At 58.9% G+C, this 14,143-nt stretch carries 17 protein-coding genes; 6 read left to right on the top strand and 11 right to left on the bottom strand.

The window, feature by feature from the left end; genetic code table 11:
• The first annotated feature begins 198 nt into the window (after positions 1-198).
• Both puuA and CDA56_RS21825 read left to right on the top strand, forming a co-directional pair.
• The gene (gene puuA / locus CDA56_RS21835; protein ID WP_004849770.1) at positions 199-1,617 is read left to right on the top strand and encodes a glutamate-putrescine ligase; all 1,419 of its coding nucleotides are present in this window, start codon (positions 199-201) and stop codon (positions 1,615-1,617) included.
• A 352-nt stretch (positions 1,618-1,969) separates the two neighbouring features.
• Positions 1,970-3,361 (top strand): APC family permease, encoded by a 1,392-nt coding sequence (locus CDA56_RS21825; protein WP_102802842.1) that lies wholly within the window; start codon positions 1,970-1,972, stop codon positions 3,359-3,361.
• Positions 3,362-3,482: 121 nt separating this feature from the next.
• Here the strand turns inward: CDA56_RS21825 and CDA56_RS21820 are convergent, their stop codons facing one another.
• Entirely contained in the window at positions 3,483-3,605 is a 123-nt protein-coding gene (locus CDA56_RS21820) for a small membrane protein (RefSeq protein ID WP_004849777.1), read from the bottom strand.
• Between the two features lie 271 nt (positions 3,606-3,876).
• Here CDA56_RS21820 and CDA56_RS21815 point away from each other — a divergent pair, with 271 nt between their 5' ends.
• Both CDA56_RS21815 and agp read left to right on the top strand, forming a co-directional pair.
• Positions 3,877-4,101 (top strand): hypothetical protein, encoded by a 225-nt coding sequence (locus tag CDA56_RS21815; RefSeq protein ID WP_009653459.1) that lies wholly within the window; start codon positions 3,877-3,879, stop codon positions 4,099-4,101.
• Positions 4,102-4,240: 139 nt separating this feature from the next.
• Positions 4,241-5,488, top strand: coding sequence for a bifunctional glucose-1-phosphatase/inositol phosphatase (agp, locus tag CDA56_RS21810; protein ID WP_025106248.1), 1,248 nt, complete (start codon positions 4,241-4,243; stop codon positions 5,486-5,488).
• A 139-nt stretch (positions 5,489-5,627) separates the two neighbouring features.
• Here agp and CDA56_RS21805 read toward each other — a convergent pair whose 3' ends face one another.
• Together CDA56_RS21805 and wrbA are read right to left on the bottom strand one after the other, a co-directional pair.
• Positions 5,628-5,855 (bottom strand): YccJ family protein, encoded by a 228-nt coding sequence (locus CDA56_RS21805; RefSeq protein ID WP_004849783.1) that lies wholly within the window; start codon positions 5,853-5,855, stop codon positions 5,628-5,630.
• A 20-nt stretch (positions 5,856-5,875) separates the two neighbouring features.
• Positions 5,876-6,472 (bottom strand): NAD(P)H:quinone oxidoreductase, encoded by a 597-nt coding sequence (wrbA, locus tag CDA56_RS21800; RefSeq protein ID WP_004100968.1) that lies wholly within the window; start codon positions 6,470-6,472, stop codon positions 5,876-5,878.
• Between the two features lie 374 nt (positions 6,473-6,846).
• Between wrbA and CDA56_RS21795 the strand changes: the two genes are divergently transcribed.
• Positions 6,847-7,020, top strand: a complete 174-nt coding sequence (locus CDA56_RS21795) for a con-10 family general stress protein (protein WP_004131287.1) — start codon at positions 6,847-6,849, stop codon at positions 7,018-7,020.
• A 235-nt stretch (positions 7,021-7,255) separates the two neighbouring features.
• Here CDA56_RS21795 and rutG read toward each other — a convergent pair whose 3' ends face one another.
• From rutG to rutA, 7 genes are read right to left on the bottom strand one after another with little or no spacing between them, the layout of a single operon-like run.
• Positions 7,256-8,578: a pyrimidine utilization transport protein G gene (gene rutG, locus CDA56_RS21790; protein ID WP_104011426.1), complete on the bottom strand. Its 1,323-nt coding sequence runs from the start codon at positions 8,576-8,578 to the stop codon at positions 7,256-7,258.
• Between the two features lie 21 nt (positions 8,579-8,599).
• Entirely contained in the window at positions 8,600-9,094 is a 495-nt protein-coding gene (gene rutF, locus CDA56_RS21785) for an NADH-dependent FMN reductase RutF (protein WP_004849801.1), read from the bottom strand.
• A 9-nt stretch (positions 9,095-9,103) separates the two neighbouring features.
• Positions 9,104-9,694 carry a malonic semialdehyde reductase gene (locus CDA56_RS21780; protein ID WP_014228796.1) on the bottom strand — a complete coding sequence of 197 codons (591 nt, stop codon included), beginning with the start codon at positions 9,692-9,694 and terminating at the stop codon, positions 9,104-9,106.
• Positions 9,691-10,494, bottom strand: a complete 804-nt coding sequence (gene rutD, locus CDA56_RS21775) for a pyrimidine utilization protein D (RefSeq protein WP_025106249.1) — start codon at positions 10,492-10,494, stop codon at positions 9,691-9,693. Before rutD ends, CDA56_RS21780 begins: the two co-directional genes overlap by 4 nt.
• Positions 10,491-10,883 carry a pyrimidine utilization protein C gene (gene rutC, locus CDA56_RS21770; RefSeq protein ID WP_004131297.1) on the bottom strand — a complete coding sequence of 131 codons (393 nt, stop codon included), beginning with the start codon at positions 10,881-10,883 and terminating at the stop codon, positions 10,491-10,493. The genes rutD and rutC overlap by 4 nt, the downstream gene beginning before the upstream one ends.
• Entirely contained in the window at positions 10,876-11,586 is a 711-nt protein-coding gene (gene rutB / locus CDA56_RS21765; RefSeq protein ID WP_004849808.1) for a pyrimidine utilization protein B, read from the bottom strand. The genes rutC and rutB overlap by 8 nt, the downstream gene beginning before the upstream one ends.
• The gene (gene rutA, locus CDA56_RS21760) at positions 11,586-12,677 is read right to left on the bottom strand and encodes a pyrimidine utilization protein A (protein ID WP_032749627.1); all 1,092 of its coding nucleotides are present in this window, start codon (positions 12,675-12,677) and stop codon (positions 11,586-11,588) included. The genes rutB and rutA overlap by 1 nt, the downstream gene beginning before the upstream one ends.
• 284 nt (positions 12,678-12,961) lie before the next feature.
• Here rutA and rutR point away from each other — a divergent pair, with 284 nt between their 5' ends.
• Positions 12,962-13,600: an HTH-type transcriptional regulator RutR gene (gene rutR, locus CDA56_RS21755; RefSeq protein WP_004849813.1), complete on the top strand. Its 639-nt coding sequence runs from the start codon at positions 12,962-12,964 to the stop codon at positions 13,598-13,600.
• Here the strand turns inward: rutR and CDA56_RS21750 are convergent.
• Positions 13,597-13,992, bottom strand: a complete 396-nt coding sequence (locus tag CDA56_RS21750) for a lysozyme inhibitor LprI family protein (protein WP_014228800.1) — start codon at positions 13,990-13,992, stop codon at positions 13,597-13,599. The two genes, rutR and CDA56_RS21750, sit on opposite strands and share 4 nt — an antisense overlap.
• Positions 13,993-14,143: the final 151 nt, after the last annotated feature.

Below are 14,143 nucleotides of genomic sequence, written 5' to 3'. Positions count from 1 at the left end.
AGTGGACTAAATTATGACCGGATTAGCGGGTAAAACGGCCATTTCGTTCAATATTTTCTCAATCTAGCAGTGGATATAGCCCTTTGCAAACTTAATTTAACATTTGACAAACAATTTGTTTGCATACACATTCGAAGAGTGGACATTATATTTAACAGTGCCATTCAGGGTCCGAAACTAAAACAACGGCGGTGAATCATGGAAACCAATATCGTAGAAGTTGAGAATTTTGTTCAGCAGTCGGAAGAGAGACGGGTCAGCGCATTCACCTGGGAAGTGAAGCGCTACCTCGAGCGTTACCCCAATACGCAATACGTTGATGTGCTGCTAACCGACCTGAACGGCTGCTTTCGCGGTAAGCGGATCCCGGTGTCCAGCCTGAGCAAGCTGGAGAAGGGGTGCTATTTCCCGGCTTCGGTGTTTGCGATGGATATTCTCGGCAACGTGGTGGAAGAGGCGGGGCTCGGCCAGGAGATGGGCGAACCGGACCGCACCTGCGTGCCGGTGCTGGGAACCTTAACCCCGTCTGCGGCGGACCCGGAATACATTGGTCAGGTTCTGCTGACCATGGTTGATGAAGATGGCGCTCCCTTTGACGTTGAGCCGCGGAACGTGCTGAACCGGCTCTGGCAGCAGCTGCGCCAGCGCGGGCTGTTCCCCGTGGTAGCGGTAGAGCTGGAGTTCTATTTACTTGACCGCAAGCGCGACGCGGAAGGTTACCTGCAGCCGCCGTGCGCGCCGGGAACCGGCGATCGCAATACCCAAAGCCAGGTTTACTCCGTCGACAACCTCAACCACTTTGCCGACGTGCTTAACGAAATCGATGAGATCGCCCAGCTCCAGCTGATCCCCGCCGACGGCGCGGTGGCGGAAGCCTCTCCCGGCCAGTTTGAAATCAACCTCCACCATACCGATAACGTGCTCGACGCCTGCGATGATGCGCTGGCGTTAAAACGTCTCGTGCGTTTGATGGCGGAGAAGCATAAGATGCACGCCACTTTTATGGCGAAACCCTATGAAGAGCACGCCGGTAGCGGGATGCATATCCATATCAGCATGCAGAACAACAAAGGCGAGAACGTGCTGGCGGACGCGGACGGCGAAGATTCCGCGATGTTAAAACGCGCGCTCGCCGGGATGATTGACCTGATGCCGGCGTCGATGGCGCTGCTGGCGCCAAACGTGAACTCGTATCGTCGTTTCCAGCCGGGAATGTACGTGCCGACCCAGGCGTCGTGGGGGCACAACAACCGGACGGTGGCGCTGCGCATTCCGTGCGGCGATCGGCACAATCACCGCGTCGAGTATCGCGTGGCCGGGGCGGACGCCAACCCTTATCTGGTGATGGCGGCGATTTTTGCCGGCATCCTCCACGGTCTGGATAATCCGCTGCCGTTACAGGAAGAGGTGGAGGGCAACGGCCTCGAGCAGGAGGGGCTGCCGTTCCCGATTCGCCAGAGCGATGCGCTGTGGGAGTTTATGCAAAACGATCATCTGCGCGAGCGGCTTGGCGAACGCTTCTGCCACGTTTATCACGCCTGTAAAAATGACGAATTACTGCAGTTTGAGCGTCTGATCACAGAAACTGAAATCGAGTGGATGTTGAAAAACGCCTGATTTTCGCCCCGCGAGGGGCGCTTTAGCATTATCACGAGTAGCATCATGCGGCCTGAGCGGAGCCTGGTCGGACGTTTTTGCTGGGAGCCCAGCCATTCCCGGATGTCGCGTTAAGGAGCGCAGGCGGCAACGGGGCTTCAGTTAACGACACAGTGTGTAACGAGGTAGGAAATGATGCAGATGTTTAAATATCCGCAGGGAGAAGGGGGCCGTCATGGCCGCATGGAATGCGTCGCCACCGCCGCTCGTCGGTTCTTTTTACCTTTTGATTTGCCATTAACCCCGTTGCGAAGCAGGTTGGTTTCCCGGTCTCTACGACCGCAAACCCAGGTGTGCAGCGGGGGAAATGGCTATGTCTATTAATCCCTCTCTCGATAACTCCTCCGGAGCGGAAAAACCGCGCCTGCGCAAGTCTCTCAAGCTGTGGCAGGTGGTGATGATGGGCCTCGCCTATCTGACGCCGATGACGGTTTTCGATACTTTCGGCATCGTCTCAGGCATCAGCAACGGCCACGTCCCGGCGTCCTATCTGCTGGCGCTGGCCGGGGTGCTGTTTACCGCCATCAGCTACGGCAAGCTGGTGCGCCAGTTTCCGCAGGCGGGTTCGGCCTATACCTATGCGCAGAAGTCGATCAGCCCGCACGTCGGTTTTATGGTGGGCTGGTCATCGCTGCTGGATTATCTATTCCTGCCGATGATCAACGTGCTGCTGGCGAAGATTTATCTTTCCGCGCTGTTTCCGGACGTGCCGCCCTGGGTGTGGGTGGTGACGTTTGTGGCTATTCTCACCGCGGCGAACCTGAAAAGCGTCAACCTGGTGGCGAACTTCAACACCCTGTTCGTGCTGGTGCAGATCTCGATCATGGTGGTCTTTATCGTGCTGGTGGTGCAGGGGTTGCATAAAGGGGAAGGGGTGGGCACCGTCTGGTCGCTCCAGCCGTTTATTAGCCAGAATGCGCACCTGATCCCGATCATTACCGGGGCGACGATAGTCTGCTTTTCGTTCCTCGGTTTCGATGCGGTGACCACGCTTTCCGAAGAGACGCCGGACGCCGCGCGGGTGATCCCGAAGGCCATTTTCCTTACTGCGGTCTACGGTGGGGTGATTTTTATCGCCGCCTCGTTCTTTATGCAGCTCTTTTTTCCCGATATTAGCCGTTTTAAAGACCCGGACGCGGCGCTGCCGGAGATCGCCCTCTACGTTGGCGGCAAGCTGTTCCAGTCGATTTTCCTGTGCACGACGTTTGTGAATACCCTGGCCTCAGGCCTGGCTTCGCACGCCAGCGTGTCACGGCTGCTGTACGTTATGGGCCGCGATAACGTTTTCCCGGAGCGCATTTTCGGCTACGTCCATCCGAAATGGCGTACCCCGGCGCTGAACGTGATCATGGTGGGGATTGTCGCGCTGTCGGCGCTGTTCTTTGACCTGGTCACCGCCACGGCGCTGATTAACTTTGGCGCGCTGGTGGCGTTTACCTTCGTTAACCTGTCGGTATTTAACCACTTCTGGCGGCGTAAAGGTTTTAACAAAACCTGGAGAGATCGCTTTCACTATCTGCTTTTGCCGATGGTCGGCGCGCTAACGGTTGGCGTACTGTGGATTAACCTGGAGGCGACCTCGCTGACGCTGGGTCTGATATGGGCGGGCCTCGGGCTGCTGTATCTGACGTATCTGACCCGCCGCTTCCGCAAGCCGCCGCCGCAGTTTGACGGCGCCAAAGCGGAACAGGCCTGGGAATCGTAACGATTTTTTACGCCGACACAAAGGCAGGCGATTGAGCCTGCCTTCTTTTTTGTCATTCTCGTTTGAAATCAGGCGCTCGGGAGAGATAGCAGGGGCAGAAGGTAAGAATAGTGAGGACGTATTATTTCTTTTTCTTATGAGTTGGCAGCTGTGCAGAGCGCCGATCCTTCACATAGGAGACCAGGCTGAAGATGGCTACTCCCAGCAAAACCACCGCGACGATAAAGAGCAGGATACCTGACATAGATTAACCTAATGTTATGTTTAACATGAAGAAAAAATACCGTGATATCGAGATAATAGCATCGGGATATTTCTTAAAGATGACCCGATGAATCAGACGAGAATAGACTGCCAGCAATACACTGAAATTATTATTTACATGAATAAATGTGAAGAGTAAAGCAAAGGTGTGGTGAAAAAATGAACGGGTTACACTCGTTTAAGCGAATTTACAGACGAGAGCCCTACAGGCTGCTACCCTTGGCCCGCTTAAATAGGGTTGAGAGTAATAAATGTTTAACAAGCATATCATCGGTCTTATTGGGCCGTTGTTGATTCTGACTTCATTCCATAGCCTGGCTGACGCCGGGCACCCGTCAATTCGTGAACGTATTGTCGAGCAGGTGTTAAAACCCTGCGAAGGAAAAAAAGCCGGCGATAAAGTGCTGATCGTCGACCATCGCGGCGGCAAGCATGCGGCTATCTGCACGCTGGCGGCGGTACCGCTACCGGAGTAACGCCCTCCCTCTGATTTCAGCCCCCCTTCGTTCTGGCGGAAAACGTATTTCTTTCCGCACTTTGCGAGCCATTGCCCGGAAAAATGTCATAAATTTGTCACAATTAAGGCGATGATAATCACTGACTGAGGATTAAGGGATGAGAAAAAGTCTACTCGCTGCCGCCGTGACCGGCGTTATTTTACTCTCCGCCGGCGTCCAGGCGCAGGAACAGGCGGCACCGGAGGGGTACCAGCTTCAGCAGGTGCTGATCATGAGCCGCCATAACCTGCGCGCGCCGCTGGCGAACAACGGCAGCGTGCTGGAGCAATCAACGCCGAAGTCCTGGCCTGAGTGGGATGTCCCCGGCGGCCAGCTGACCACCAAGGGCGGGGTGCTGGAAGTGTATATGGGGCACTATATGCGCGAATGGCTGGCGCAGCAGGGGCTGGTGACCAGCGGCGAATGCCCGCCGGAGAACGCGGTCTACGCCTATGCCAATAGCCTGCAGCGCACCGTCGCCACCGCGCAGTTCTTTATCACCGGCGCGTTTCCCGGCTGCGGCGTGACCGTGCACCATCAGGAAAAAATGGGCACCATGGACCCGACGTTTAATCCGGTGATCACTGACGATTCCGCCGCGTTTAGCGAAAAGGCGGTGCAGGCGATGGAGAAAGAGCGGCAGGGGATGCAGCTGAGCGAAAGCTATAAGCTGCTGGAGGAGATGACCGACTACCGTAACTCCCCGTCCTGCAAAGAGAAGCAGCAGTGCTCGCTGAGCGACGCGAAAGATACCTTTAGCGCCAAATATCAGCAGGAGCCGGGCGTTTCCGGGCCGCTTAAAGTCGGCAACTCGCTGGTTGACGCCTTTACGCTGCAATATTACGAAGGTTTCCCGAAAGACCAGGTGGCGTGGGGCGAAATCGCCAGCGATAAGCAGTGGCAGGTGCTGTCGAAGCTGAAAAACGGCTATCAGGACAGTCTCTTCACCTCGCCGGAAGTGGCGCGCAACGTGGCTAAACCGCTGGTGAAATATATCGATAACGCGCTGGTGGGCGACGCGGCGAAAGCGGCGAAAGTCACGCTGCTGGTGGGGCACGATTCCAATATCGCCTCGCTGCTGACGGCGCTGGATTTTAAACCTTATCAGCTGCACAACCAGTACGAACGTACGCCCATCGGCGGCAAGCTGGTGTTCCAGCGCTGGCATGATAAGAGCGGCAATCGCGATTTGATGAAGATTGAGTACGTGTATCAAAGTACCGAACAGCTGCGCAATGCCGACGCGCTGACCCTGCAATCGCCGCCGCAGCGGGTGACGCTGGCGCTGAACGGTTGTCCGGTCGATGACAACGGCTTCTGCCCGATGGACACCTTTAAAAAGGCGATGGCCGAGGCCACGAAGTAGCAGAGTATAAAAAACCCGGAGCAATCCGGGTCTTGCTGCCGATGTTTAGCCTGGTCTTGTAGCCCGAACAGGCGCAACGCCCCGCCTCCGGGAAGCTCATGCAATAACTCCCGGAGGCGGTACTGCGTACCTGTCCTGGCTACACGTTCTTGCGTTCGATAGTTTGTTCGCCCCAGAACAGGGAGTCTTTGTCGGTTTTGGCGAAGGCGAGGGGCAGGACTTCATCGCTGCCTTCTTCCCAGATTTTCTCCGCCAGCTTTTCATCGTAATTGGCTAATTCAAAAATCGCCTCGGCAATTTCGGGAGACGTATTGCGCAGACTGGCCCATTCACCCACGCGGTGGGCCTTTGCTTCTTGATTCGGCATGCTTGTCCTCCTGCTGAAGATTAACCGTGTAATTTCACTGCCAGACCCGCAACGTGTTGCCCCTGATAGCGGGCAATGGCTAATTCTTCTTCACTTGGCTGGCGTGAGCCGTCGCCGCCGGCAATGGTGGTGGCGCCGTAAGGCGTGCCGCCGCGAACCTGCGAAACATCAAACAGCTCCTGGGCGCCGTAGCCAATCGGTACAATAATCATCCCGTGGTGGGCAAGCGTGGTCCAGGTCGAGGTGATGGTTTGCTCCTGACCGCCGCCGGTACCGGTTGAGCTGAATACGCTGGCCAGTTTGCCGTACAGCGCTCCGGACGCCCACAGGCCGCCGGTCTGATCGAGAAAGGTGCGCATCTGTCCGGACATATTGCCGAAACGGGTTGGGGTACCAAAGATGATGGCGTCGTACTCAGCCAGCTCCTGCGGCGTGGCGACGGGCGCGTTTTGCGTTTTCCCGCCTGCTTTGGCAAAAACCTCTGCCTGCATGGTTTCCGGCACGCGCTTCACGACCACTTCAACGCCATCTACCTTGTTTGCTCCTTCGGCGACGGCATGCGCCATGGTCTCAATGTGTCCGTACATGGAATAATAAAGCACCAGAATCTTAGCCATTTGCATCACTCCTCGGTTGCGTTATGAGCCAGCCAGTCGACTGGCTACCTTTAAAGATAAGACCTCTGGCGAAGAGTGCAAATGCAACAATCATTTATTTGATTTATAACAACATTGCTAACATTCAGGGCTGTTGCAAAAAGATACATCTTCAGCGGCGCCATTTTAGGCTGTCATAAGAGTCGCTTAGCGCGCGTCCGGCGCAATAGCGGCAGTTCTTATACAAAATCTATTTCAGAATGTGACGATATCCACCCGGCACGGCTTTCCTTCGCTAACCTTAAAAGCACGTGATACGCAACCCGTATCGCGGAGGCCAGAGCCTCGTGTTTCACCTAATGCAGCATGATGTCTAACCTAAATGGAGGTCAGTAATGGCAAACCATCGTGGCGGTGCCGGCAACTTTGCCGAAGACCGTGAAAGAGCATCAGAAGCAGGTCGTAAAGGTGGCCAGCATAGCGGGGGGAACTTTAAAAACGATCCTCAACGCGCTTCCGAAGCGGGCAAGAAAGGGGGCAAAAACAGTCATGGTAGCCGCGAAAGCTAGCGCGCCGGATTGTTGCTGATGGGGGTTAATCTCCCGGGCCCGACCCCATCACCCTCGCCGCCGACGTCACGTCGGCGGTTTTTTTTCCACTTTGCAGGTTCCGCTGAGCGGGAGGAACGCCCGGCTCGCGGCGTAAACGCCTTAACCGGGCTACGGGTTGACGCTGTTTTGTAGCCCCGGTAAGCGCAGCGCGACCGGGGATTTCCCGGTACGGGTCTGCTGGCGTCGCACGCTTTCATACCGGGGTGACGTTGGTTTGCCCGGCCTCACGCGGACGGCGGTTAAGCAGAGCGTGGAGCAGGATCGCGCCGAAGGTGGCCGTCCCGATGCCGCCGAGGGTAAAGCCGCCGAGCGAAAGCGCGAAGTCGCCCGCCCCCAGCACCAGCGTCACCGCCACCATAATCAGATTTGCGTTCTGGCTCAAATCCACGCGGTTCTGCACCCAAATTCGCGCGCCCGCGACGGCAATCAGGCCGAACACCACAATCGATGCGCCGCCGATCACCGGTCCCGGAATGGTATGGATCAGCGCGCCAAATTTCGGTGAAAACCCAAGCAGCATCGCAATCAGCGCCGCCGCGACGAAGACCAGCGTCGAGTACACTTTGGTGACCGCCATCACGCCGATATTCTCCGCGTAGGTGGTCACACCGCTGCCGCCAACCGAGCCGGAGAGCATTGTTGCCAGTCCGTCGCCGACGAACGCGCGGCCCATATACGGGTCCATATTGCGCCCGGTCATCCCGGCAACCGCCTTCAGGTGGCCGAGGTTTTCCGCCACCAGAATCACCGCCACGGGAGCGATCAGCATCATTGCCTGGCCGTTAAAGGTCGGGGCGGTCATCTGCGGCAAACCGAACCACGCCGCCTGCTCAAGCAGGCTAAAATCCAGCGGCTTGCCCAGCCCGAGGCCGTTGGCCAGCAGCGCGTACAGCGCGCAGGCGATAATCAGCCCGACGAGGATCAGCAGCCGCTGCAGCATCCCGCGGGTAAACACCGCGACCAGGCCGATGCACAGCACCGTCAGCACCGCCATCCAACCGTCGAACGGCGTTGCTGATACGCTGCGTACCGCGATGGGCGCGAGGTTAAGGCCTATCGCCATGACCACCGCGCCGGTGACAACCGGCGGCATCAGCCGCTCAATCCAGCGGGTGCCGATTTTCATCACCACCAGGCCAATCAGGGTATAAACCAGCCCGCAGAGGATAATGCCGCCCAGCGCGACGCTAAGGTGCGGGTTAAGCCCCTGGCCGTTGAAGCCGGTAACGGCGATGACCACGCCGACAAAGGCGGCGCTGGAGCCAAGGTAGCTCGGCACGCGCCCGCCGGTAACCAAAAAGAACAGCAGGGTGCCGATGCCGGACATCAGGATCGACAGATTGGGATCCAGCCCCATCAGGATTGGCATCAGAACGGTCGCGCCAAACATCGCCACCGCGTGCTGAACGCCCATCACCACGGTTTGCCCGACCGACAGCCGTTCATCGGGGGCCACGACGCCGGACGCGGCGGAGGGGGAGGTTAACTGCCTGCGAGGAAAATCGAAGAGAGCCATGATGAGATCCTGGGTTTAGGGTTAACAGGCTGGACGCATCAGCGTGTGGTAGCCGCGGTCGAACCACATCAGTCCGCGCGGTTCCGGATGGCGTACAATCGCCGCCACTTCGCAAAACAGGATGTCGTGAGTTCCGACGCTGACGATCTGGCTGATGCGGCAGTCGAAGCTGACCAGCGCCGCTTCCAGACGCGGACAGCCGGTCGCGCCGGTTTGCCAGTCGGCGGCGGCGAAGCGCTCCGCCATCGGCGTTTTACCGCCGAAAACGTTCGAGAGCTCTTCCTGGCCGGCCGCCAGGGTGTTGACGCACAGCGCCTGGTGCTGGCTGAAGATCGGCCACACCGAGGCGGAGCGATTCAGGCACACCAGCAGCGTGGGCGGCGCGTCGGTAACGCTGCAGACGGCGCTGGCGGTAAAGCCGGCGCGGCCTGCGGGACCATCGGTGGTGATGATGTTGACCGCCGCCCCGACGTGGGCCATGGCGTCGCGAAAGCTTTGTTTATCGGCAGTAGACATGCGGGCTCCTTATGCCAGCTGGCAGGCATCATCAAAAGGCAGACGCGGCAGGCGAGCGTACAGCTTGCCGGGATCGCCGTAGCCAATGTTAATCAGCAGGTTGCTTTTCCAGGCGCCGTCGGCAAAAAACGCCGCATCGACTTTTTCGCGGTCAAAGCCCGACATGGGGCCGGTGTCGAGGCCCAGCGCGCGGCAGGCGAAAATCAGGTACGCCGCCTGCAATGAACCGTTGCGAAAGGCGGTCTCTTCCACCATCTGCGGGCTGGAGGTAAACCAGCTGCGGGCGTCGCCGTGAGGGAACAGCTCCGGCAGCCGGTCATAGAACGCGCTGTCCCAGGCGACGATAGCGGTGACCGGCGCCTGCAGGGTCTTCGCAACGTTGCCGCTCGACAGAGCCGGGCGCAGCTTCTCTTTGCCTTCCGGTGTGCGGATGAAAACGAAGCGCGCCGGGGAGCAGTTAGCGGAGGTCGGTCCCATTTTCAGCAAGGCGTAGATTTCACGCAGCTGCTCGTCGCTGACCGGCCTGTCCAGCCAGCCGTTGTGGGTTCGGGCCTCGGTAAACAGCGCGGCGCAGGCGGCCGGGCTAATGGCTTCGCTCATAGGTTCTCCTGGGGGACGGGCAGCATTGCGGCCAGCCCATCGCATAAAATAGGGTTAAAGGTGGCGGTATCGGTGACGTTGCAGGCGTGGCCGCCCCAGGCCATTTCCGCCAGCTGGCTGCCGGGGATTGCCGCCTGCAGCACGCGGGAGCAGGAGGCCGGGACCAGCAGATCGTCAGCGGCGCTGATAATCAGCGTCGGGCAGGTTATCGCTGCCGCCCGCCGCGAAAAATCGGCCTGCTTGAGGGCGTTCAGCCTTTTCAGTAAATTCTCTTTGCCCTGGAAATGGCTGATGGCGAGCGCGTCTTCGGCCTCCAGCCGCGGCAGGCGAGAAGCCATCCACTCCGCCGGATAGAGGAACAGCGGCTGCGCTTCTACCCACGCCTGCGCGCCGCCCGCGTGCAGCAGGCGTTCGCGCACCAGAAAGCAGCGGCGGGTATGCGGGGAGAGCGTCAGCCAGCCGTTCACCAGCACCAGGGCGCTTATCGCTTCGGGATGGTCCAGCGCCAGCTGCAGACCGATCAGCGCGCCCAGGGCGTGACCGACCAGCGCAAAACGCACAATCCCCGCCGCCTGCAGCGCTGCGTTAAGCTCCTGCGCCATGGCCGCCATGCTGTAGCCGACGGGCAGCGGGCCGCCGTTTTCACCGGTGCCGTTATGGTCATAGCTCACCAGCTGATAGTGCGGTTCGAGCGCCGCCCGCTGCGGTAGCCAGTAGCCGCCCGCGCCGCCGAGCCCGGCGCTCAGAACCACCACCGGCGCGCCCGGATAAGGCGCCGGGGAGACATTTAGCTTCATCATGCCGGCTTCCCGATATGCGCGACGGTGGCTATTTCCACCAGCGCATCGGGCTTCACCAGCCCGCACTGAATGCAGAAACGCGCCGGTTTGTCGCCGGGGAAGAACTCCGCGTAGACCTCATTAATCGCGGCGTAGTTTTTCCAGTCGGTGATAAAGATGCTGTTGAAGGTCACATCCGCCATACTGCCCCCCGCCGTCTCGATAACGCTCTTGATGGTTTCCAGCACGTGGCGGGTTTGCGCCTTTGGGTCGCCGATATAAACCACGTTGTTTTGCTTATCGAACGGCAGGGTGCCGGAGACGTAAACCACGCCGTCGGCCAGCGTGCCCGGGACAAACGGGGCGATAGGCGTGGTGGTGCCTGGCGGAATAATCACCTGTTTAGGCATAACGTTTCTCCTCGGAAAAGGCGCGCGGCGCGGCGGGCTCAAGGGCGGTACAGAAGCTGGCGACATCGCTGACCCAGCCAAAGAAGGTTTCGATATTGAACAGCGCCGCCTGCTGGGCGAACGCCGGACCGGCCTGATGGGTGGCGTCTTCCAGCACGATACCGAAATACTCGAGGAAGAAGCCGTCGCGCAGGGTCGATTCCACGCAGACGTTGGTGGCAATACCGGTAAAGATCAGATGGCGGATGCCGCGGCTGCGCAGAATGCTGTCGAGCGCGGTGTTAAAGAAGCCGCTGTAGCGCGGTTTCGGCAGCACGATATCGCCGGGCTGCGGCTTAAGCTGATCGACCAGCTGATAGTCCCAGCCGCCTTTCGCCAGCAGCTTGCCCTGCAGCTCCGGGTTCTTTCGCATGGTTTTCAACGCGTTGGATTTATGAAAATTCGGCGAACCGGGGCCGCCGGCCTCCACGTACTGGTCGTCCCAGCCGTTCTGGAACCAGATAATCAGCATCCCGGCGGCGCGCGCGGCGGCCACGGCGACGTTGATATTGTCGATAACCGGGCGGGTGGCGGAAACGTCAAATCCGGCGAGGTCGAGATAGCCGCCCTGGCTGGCGTAGGCGTTCTGCATATCGACAACGATCAGCGCGCTCTGCTGCGGCGCAAAGGTCAGGGATTCCGGGCGAGCGGGCAGGGTAATCATCAGGCAACCTCTTGAGTCATGGTGGCGATATGGTCGCGGCAGCGCATCAGCGGCTGAATGCGCTGACCAAAGGCTTCGATACCGATAAGGAAATCATCAAACGTCAGCAGCACGCCGTCGGTGCCGGGGACCGCCGCCACTTCGTCGAGCATGCGGGCGACGCTGGCGTAAGAGCCGACAAGGGTGCCCATATTGATGTTGACCGCCGAGGTGGGATCGGCCATCTGGCGCACGTTGGTGTCGCTGCCGGAGCGGGTGTCTTTCTGGCTCTGTTCGGTAAGCCACGCCAGCGCTTCGTCATCGGCGCCGGCTTTGTAATGTTCCCATTTGGCGCGGGCCGCCTCGTCGGTCTCGTCGGCGATCACCATAAACAGGACGTAGGAGCCGACGTCGCGGCCGGTTTTTTCCGCCGCCTGCATCATGCGCGCGGCGGTGGGGGCAAAGGCGGCAGGGGTGTTCACGCCTTTACCGAAGCAGAAGTTGTAGTCAGCGTGTTGGGCGGAGAACGCCATACCGGCGTCGCTTTGCCCGGCGCAGATCACTTTCATCGGCTGCGACGGCTGCGGGCTGACGCGGCAGTCGTTCATCGTGAAGTAGTCGCCTTTAAAGTCGCTGCGCCCGGTTCCCCACAGGTCGCGCAGGACCTGGACATATTCGGTGAGATAGTCGTAGCGGCTGGCGAAGTAGTCGTCGCCCGGCCAGATGCCCATCTGCTCGTATTCCGGTTTTTGCCAGCCGGTGACCAGATTGACGCCAAAGCGGCCGCCGGAGATAGAGTCGATAGTTGAGGCCATGCGGGCGACGATCGCCGGGGGCAGCGTCAGCGTGGCGGCGGTGGCGTAGATCTGAATGCGCGAAGTGACGGCCGCCAGTCCGGCCATCAGGGTGAAGGATTCCAGATTATGATCCCAGAATTCGGTCTTGCCGCCGAAGCCGCGCAGTTTAATCATCGACAGCGCGAAATCGAAGCCGTAGTGTTCGGCTTTTTGCACGATGGCCTTATTGAGCTCAAACGTCGGCATGTACTGGGGAGCATGGGTGGAAATCAGCCAGCCGTTATTACCAATCGGAACGAAGACACCAATTTTCATACCTACCTCTCTGCATGTCGTTGAACAAGAAGGCGCGGCGCTGCATCCTGCATCTCCCTCAATCACCTCGCCTGAAAGATAAAGCAAAGGCGATGCCAGTTTTGCAAAGGCTAATGTTATTAAGGTGTTACTGGATGGTTGCTGAAAATAGCAGCAATAAAAGTGGACTGAATGGTCAAAATAGGTGCACGAAAAAACCGCAGTCGTGCGCAATCAGGGTGCAGAGAGTCGTGTCGGCGCTGGGCTTTTGCTATGCTGATGGCGTGAAAAGAAGGAGATAACGAATGGCACAGGGCGGCGTGAAAAAGATCGGCAAACGCTCACAGGCGGTGAGCGCGAAAAAAGAGGCTATCCTGGCCGCCGCGCTGGACGCGTTCTCGCAGTTTGGTATCCACGGTACGCGGCTTGAGCAGGTCGCCGAACTGGCCGGGGTATCGAAAACGAACCTGCTCTACTACTACCCGTCGAAAGAGGCGCTGTATATTGCCGTGCTGCAGCAGATTCTGGCTATCTGGCTGGCGCCGCTAAAGGCCTTCCGCGAAGATATCAGCCCGCTGGTGGCCATCGGCGAATATATCCGCCTTAAGCTGGAGGTTTCCCGCGATCACCCGCAGGCGTCAAGGCTGTTCTGCCTGGAGATGCTGCAGGGCGCGCCGCTGCTGATGGGCGAGCTGACCGGCGATCTGAAAGCGCTAGTGGATGAAAAGTCGGCGATTATTTCCGGCTGGGTCGAGAGCGGCAGGCTGGCGCCGGTTGACCCGCAGCATCTGATCTTTATGATCTGGGCGACCACACAGCATTACGCCGATTTCGCCACTCAGGTTGAGGCGGTAACCGGCGCGACGCTGCGCGATGAGGCGTTTTTTCAGCAAACCGTCGATAACGTCCAGCGGATGATTATCGAAGGGATTCGCGTACGTTAATTGGCGGGCGGCAGCGGGCAGCTCTGATCGCCATCCTCGCACTGCAGCAGCGAGGCGAGGAACGATTCGCGCTCGACGGTTTTATCGGACATGCACTGGTTGATCAGCATCGGCTGTACGCTGCCGCCTTCAGCGCCGGAGGCGAGGAATTGACAGTCGGCGTCGCGCAGGGCAATCCACGACAGCTGCGCTTTTTTCAGCAACTCCTGCTGCTTGCCGGAGGCGCGCTTCAGCGCTTCCTGGTACGTTTCATTTAGTTTTTTGTCGTCAGCCTGGTACCGCTCGGCGGTGCACTGGTTCATTTCCGTTTGATTGCTGGCGTTGCTGCATTCGTCCGCCAGCGCATGGGTGCTTGCCAGCAGCGCGGCAAAAGCGAGTAAAGTGCGTTTCATTGGTCAACTCCCATAAAAAAAGCTCCCGTCCGGGAGCCTTAATTAACCACAGCCTGCGTCTGGTGTCATTAGCTGACGTTGTGCCGTCTGCTTTCCCGGGGGCGGCGCAAAGCGCCTTGCCCGGGCTACTGATAGTGCGGGCTGTGGTTGG

Source organism: Klebsiella michiganensis (genome assembly GCF_002925905.1).
In the GTDB taxonomy this organism is placed as follows: Bacteria; Pseudomonadota; Gammaproteobacteria; order Enterobacterales; family Enterobacteriaceae; genus Klebsiella; species Klebsiella michiganensis.
This window is presented reverse-complemented; position numbering and strand designations above follow the sequence as displayed.

Excerpts from the sequence above, each read along its gene's own strand:
- agp (WP_025106248.1), top strand. The coding sequence starts at position 4,241 with ATGAGAAAAAGTCTACTCGCTGCCGCCGTGACCGGCGTTATTTTACTC.
- CDA56_RS21780 (WP_014228796.1), bottom strand. The coding sequence starts at position 9,694 with ATGAGCGAAGCCATTAGCCCGGCCGCCTGCGCCGCGCTGTTTACCGAG.
- CDA56_RS21805 (WP_004849783.1), bottom strand. The coding sequence starts at position 5,855 with ATGCCGAATCAAGAAGCAAAGGCCCACCGCGTGGGTGAATGGGCCAGT.
- rutR (WP_004849813.1), top strand. The coding sequence starts at position 12,962 with ATGGCACAGGGCGGCGTGAAAAAGATCGGCAAACGCTCACAGGCGGTG.
- CDA56_RS21795 (WP_004131287.1), top strand. The coding sequence starts at position 6,847 with ATGGCAAACCATCGTGGCGGTGCCGGCAACTTTGCCGAAGACCGTGAA.
- rutB (WP_004849808.1), bottom strand. The coding sequence starts at position 11,586 with ATGATTACCCTGCCCGCTCGCCCGGAATCCCTGACCTTTGCGCCGCAG.
- puuA (WP_004849770.1), top strand. The coding sequence starts at position 199 with ATGGAAACCAATATCGTAGAAGTTGAGAATTTTGTTCAGCAGTCGGAA.
- CDA56_RS21750 (WP_014228800.1), bottom strand. The coding sequence starts at position 13,992 with ATGAAACGCACTTTACTCGCTTTTGCCGCGCTGCTGGCAAGCACCCAT.
- rutF (WP_004849801.1), bottom strand. The coding sequence starts at position 9,094 with ATGTCTACTGCCGATAAACAAAGCTTTCGCGACGCCATGGCCCACGTC.
- rutA (WP_032749627.1), bottom strand. The coding sequence starts at position 12,677 with ATGAAAATTGGTGTCTTCGTTCCGATTGGTAATAACGGCTGGCTGATT.
- rutD (WP_025106249.1), bottom strand. The coding sequence starts at position 10,494 with ATGATGAAGCTAAATGTCTCCCCGGCGCCTTATCCGGGCGCGCCGGTG.
- rutG (WP_104011426.1), bottom strand. The coding sequence starts at position 8,578 with ATGGCTCTCTTCGATTTTCCTCGCAGGCAGTTAACCTCCCCCTCCGCC.
- CDA56_RS21820 (WP_004849777.1), bottom strand. The coding sequence starts at position 3,605 with ATGTCAGGTATCCTGCTCTTTATCGTCGCGGTGGTTTTGCTGGGAGTA.
- CDA56_RS21825 (WP_102802842.1), top strand. The coding sequence starts at position 1,970 with ATGTCTATTAATCCCTCTCTCGATAACTCCTCCGGAGCGGAAAAACCG.
- wrbA (WP_004100968.1), bottom strand. The coding sequence starts at position 6,472 with ATGGCTAAGATTCTGGTGCTTTATTATTCCATGTACGGACACATTGAG.
- rutC (WP_004131297.1), bottom strand. The coding sequence starts at position 10,883 with ATGCCTAAACAGGTGATTATTCCGCCAGGCACCACCACGCCTATCGCC.
- CDA56_RS21815 (WP_009653459.1), top strand. The coding sequence starts at position 3,877 with ATGTTTAACAAGCATATCATCGGTCTTATTGGGCCGTTGTTGATTCTG.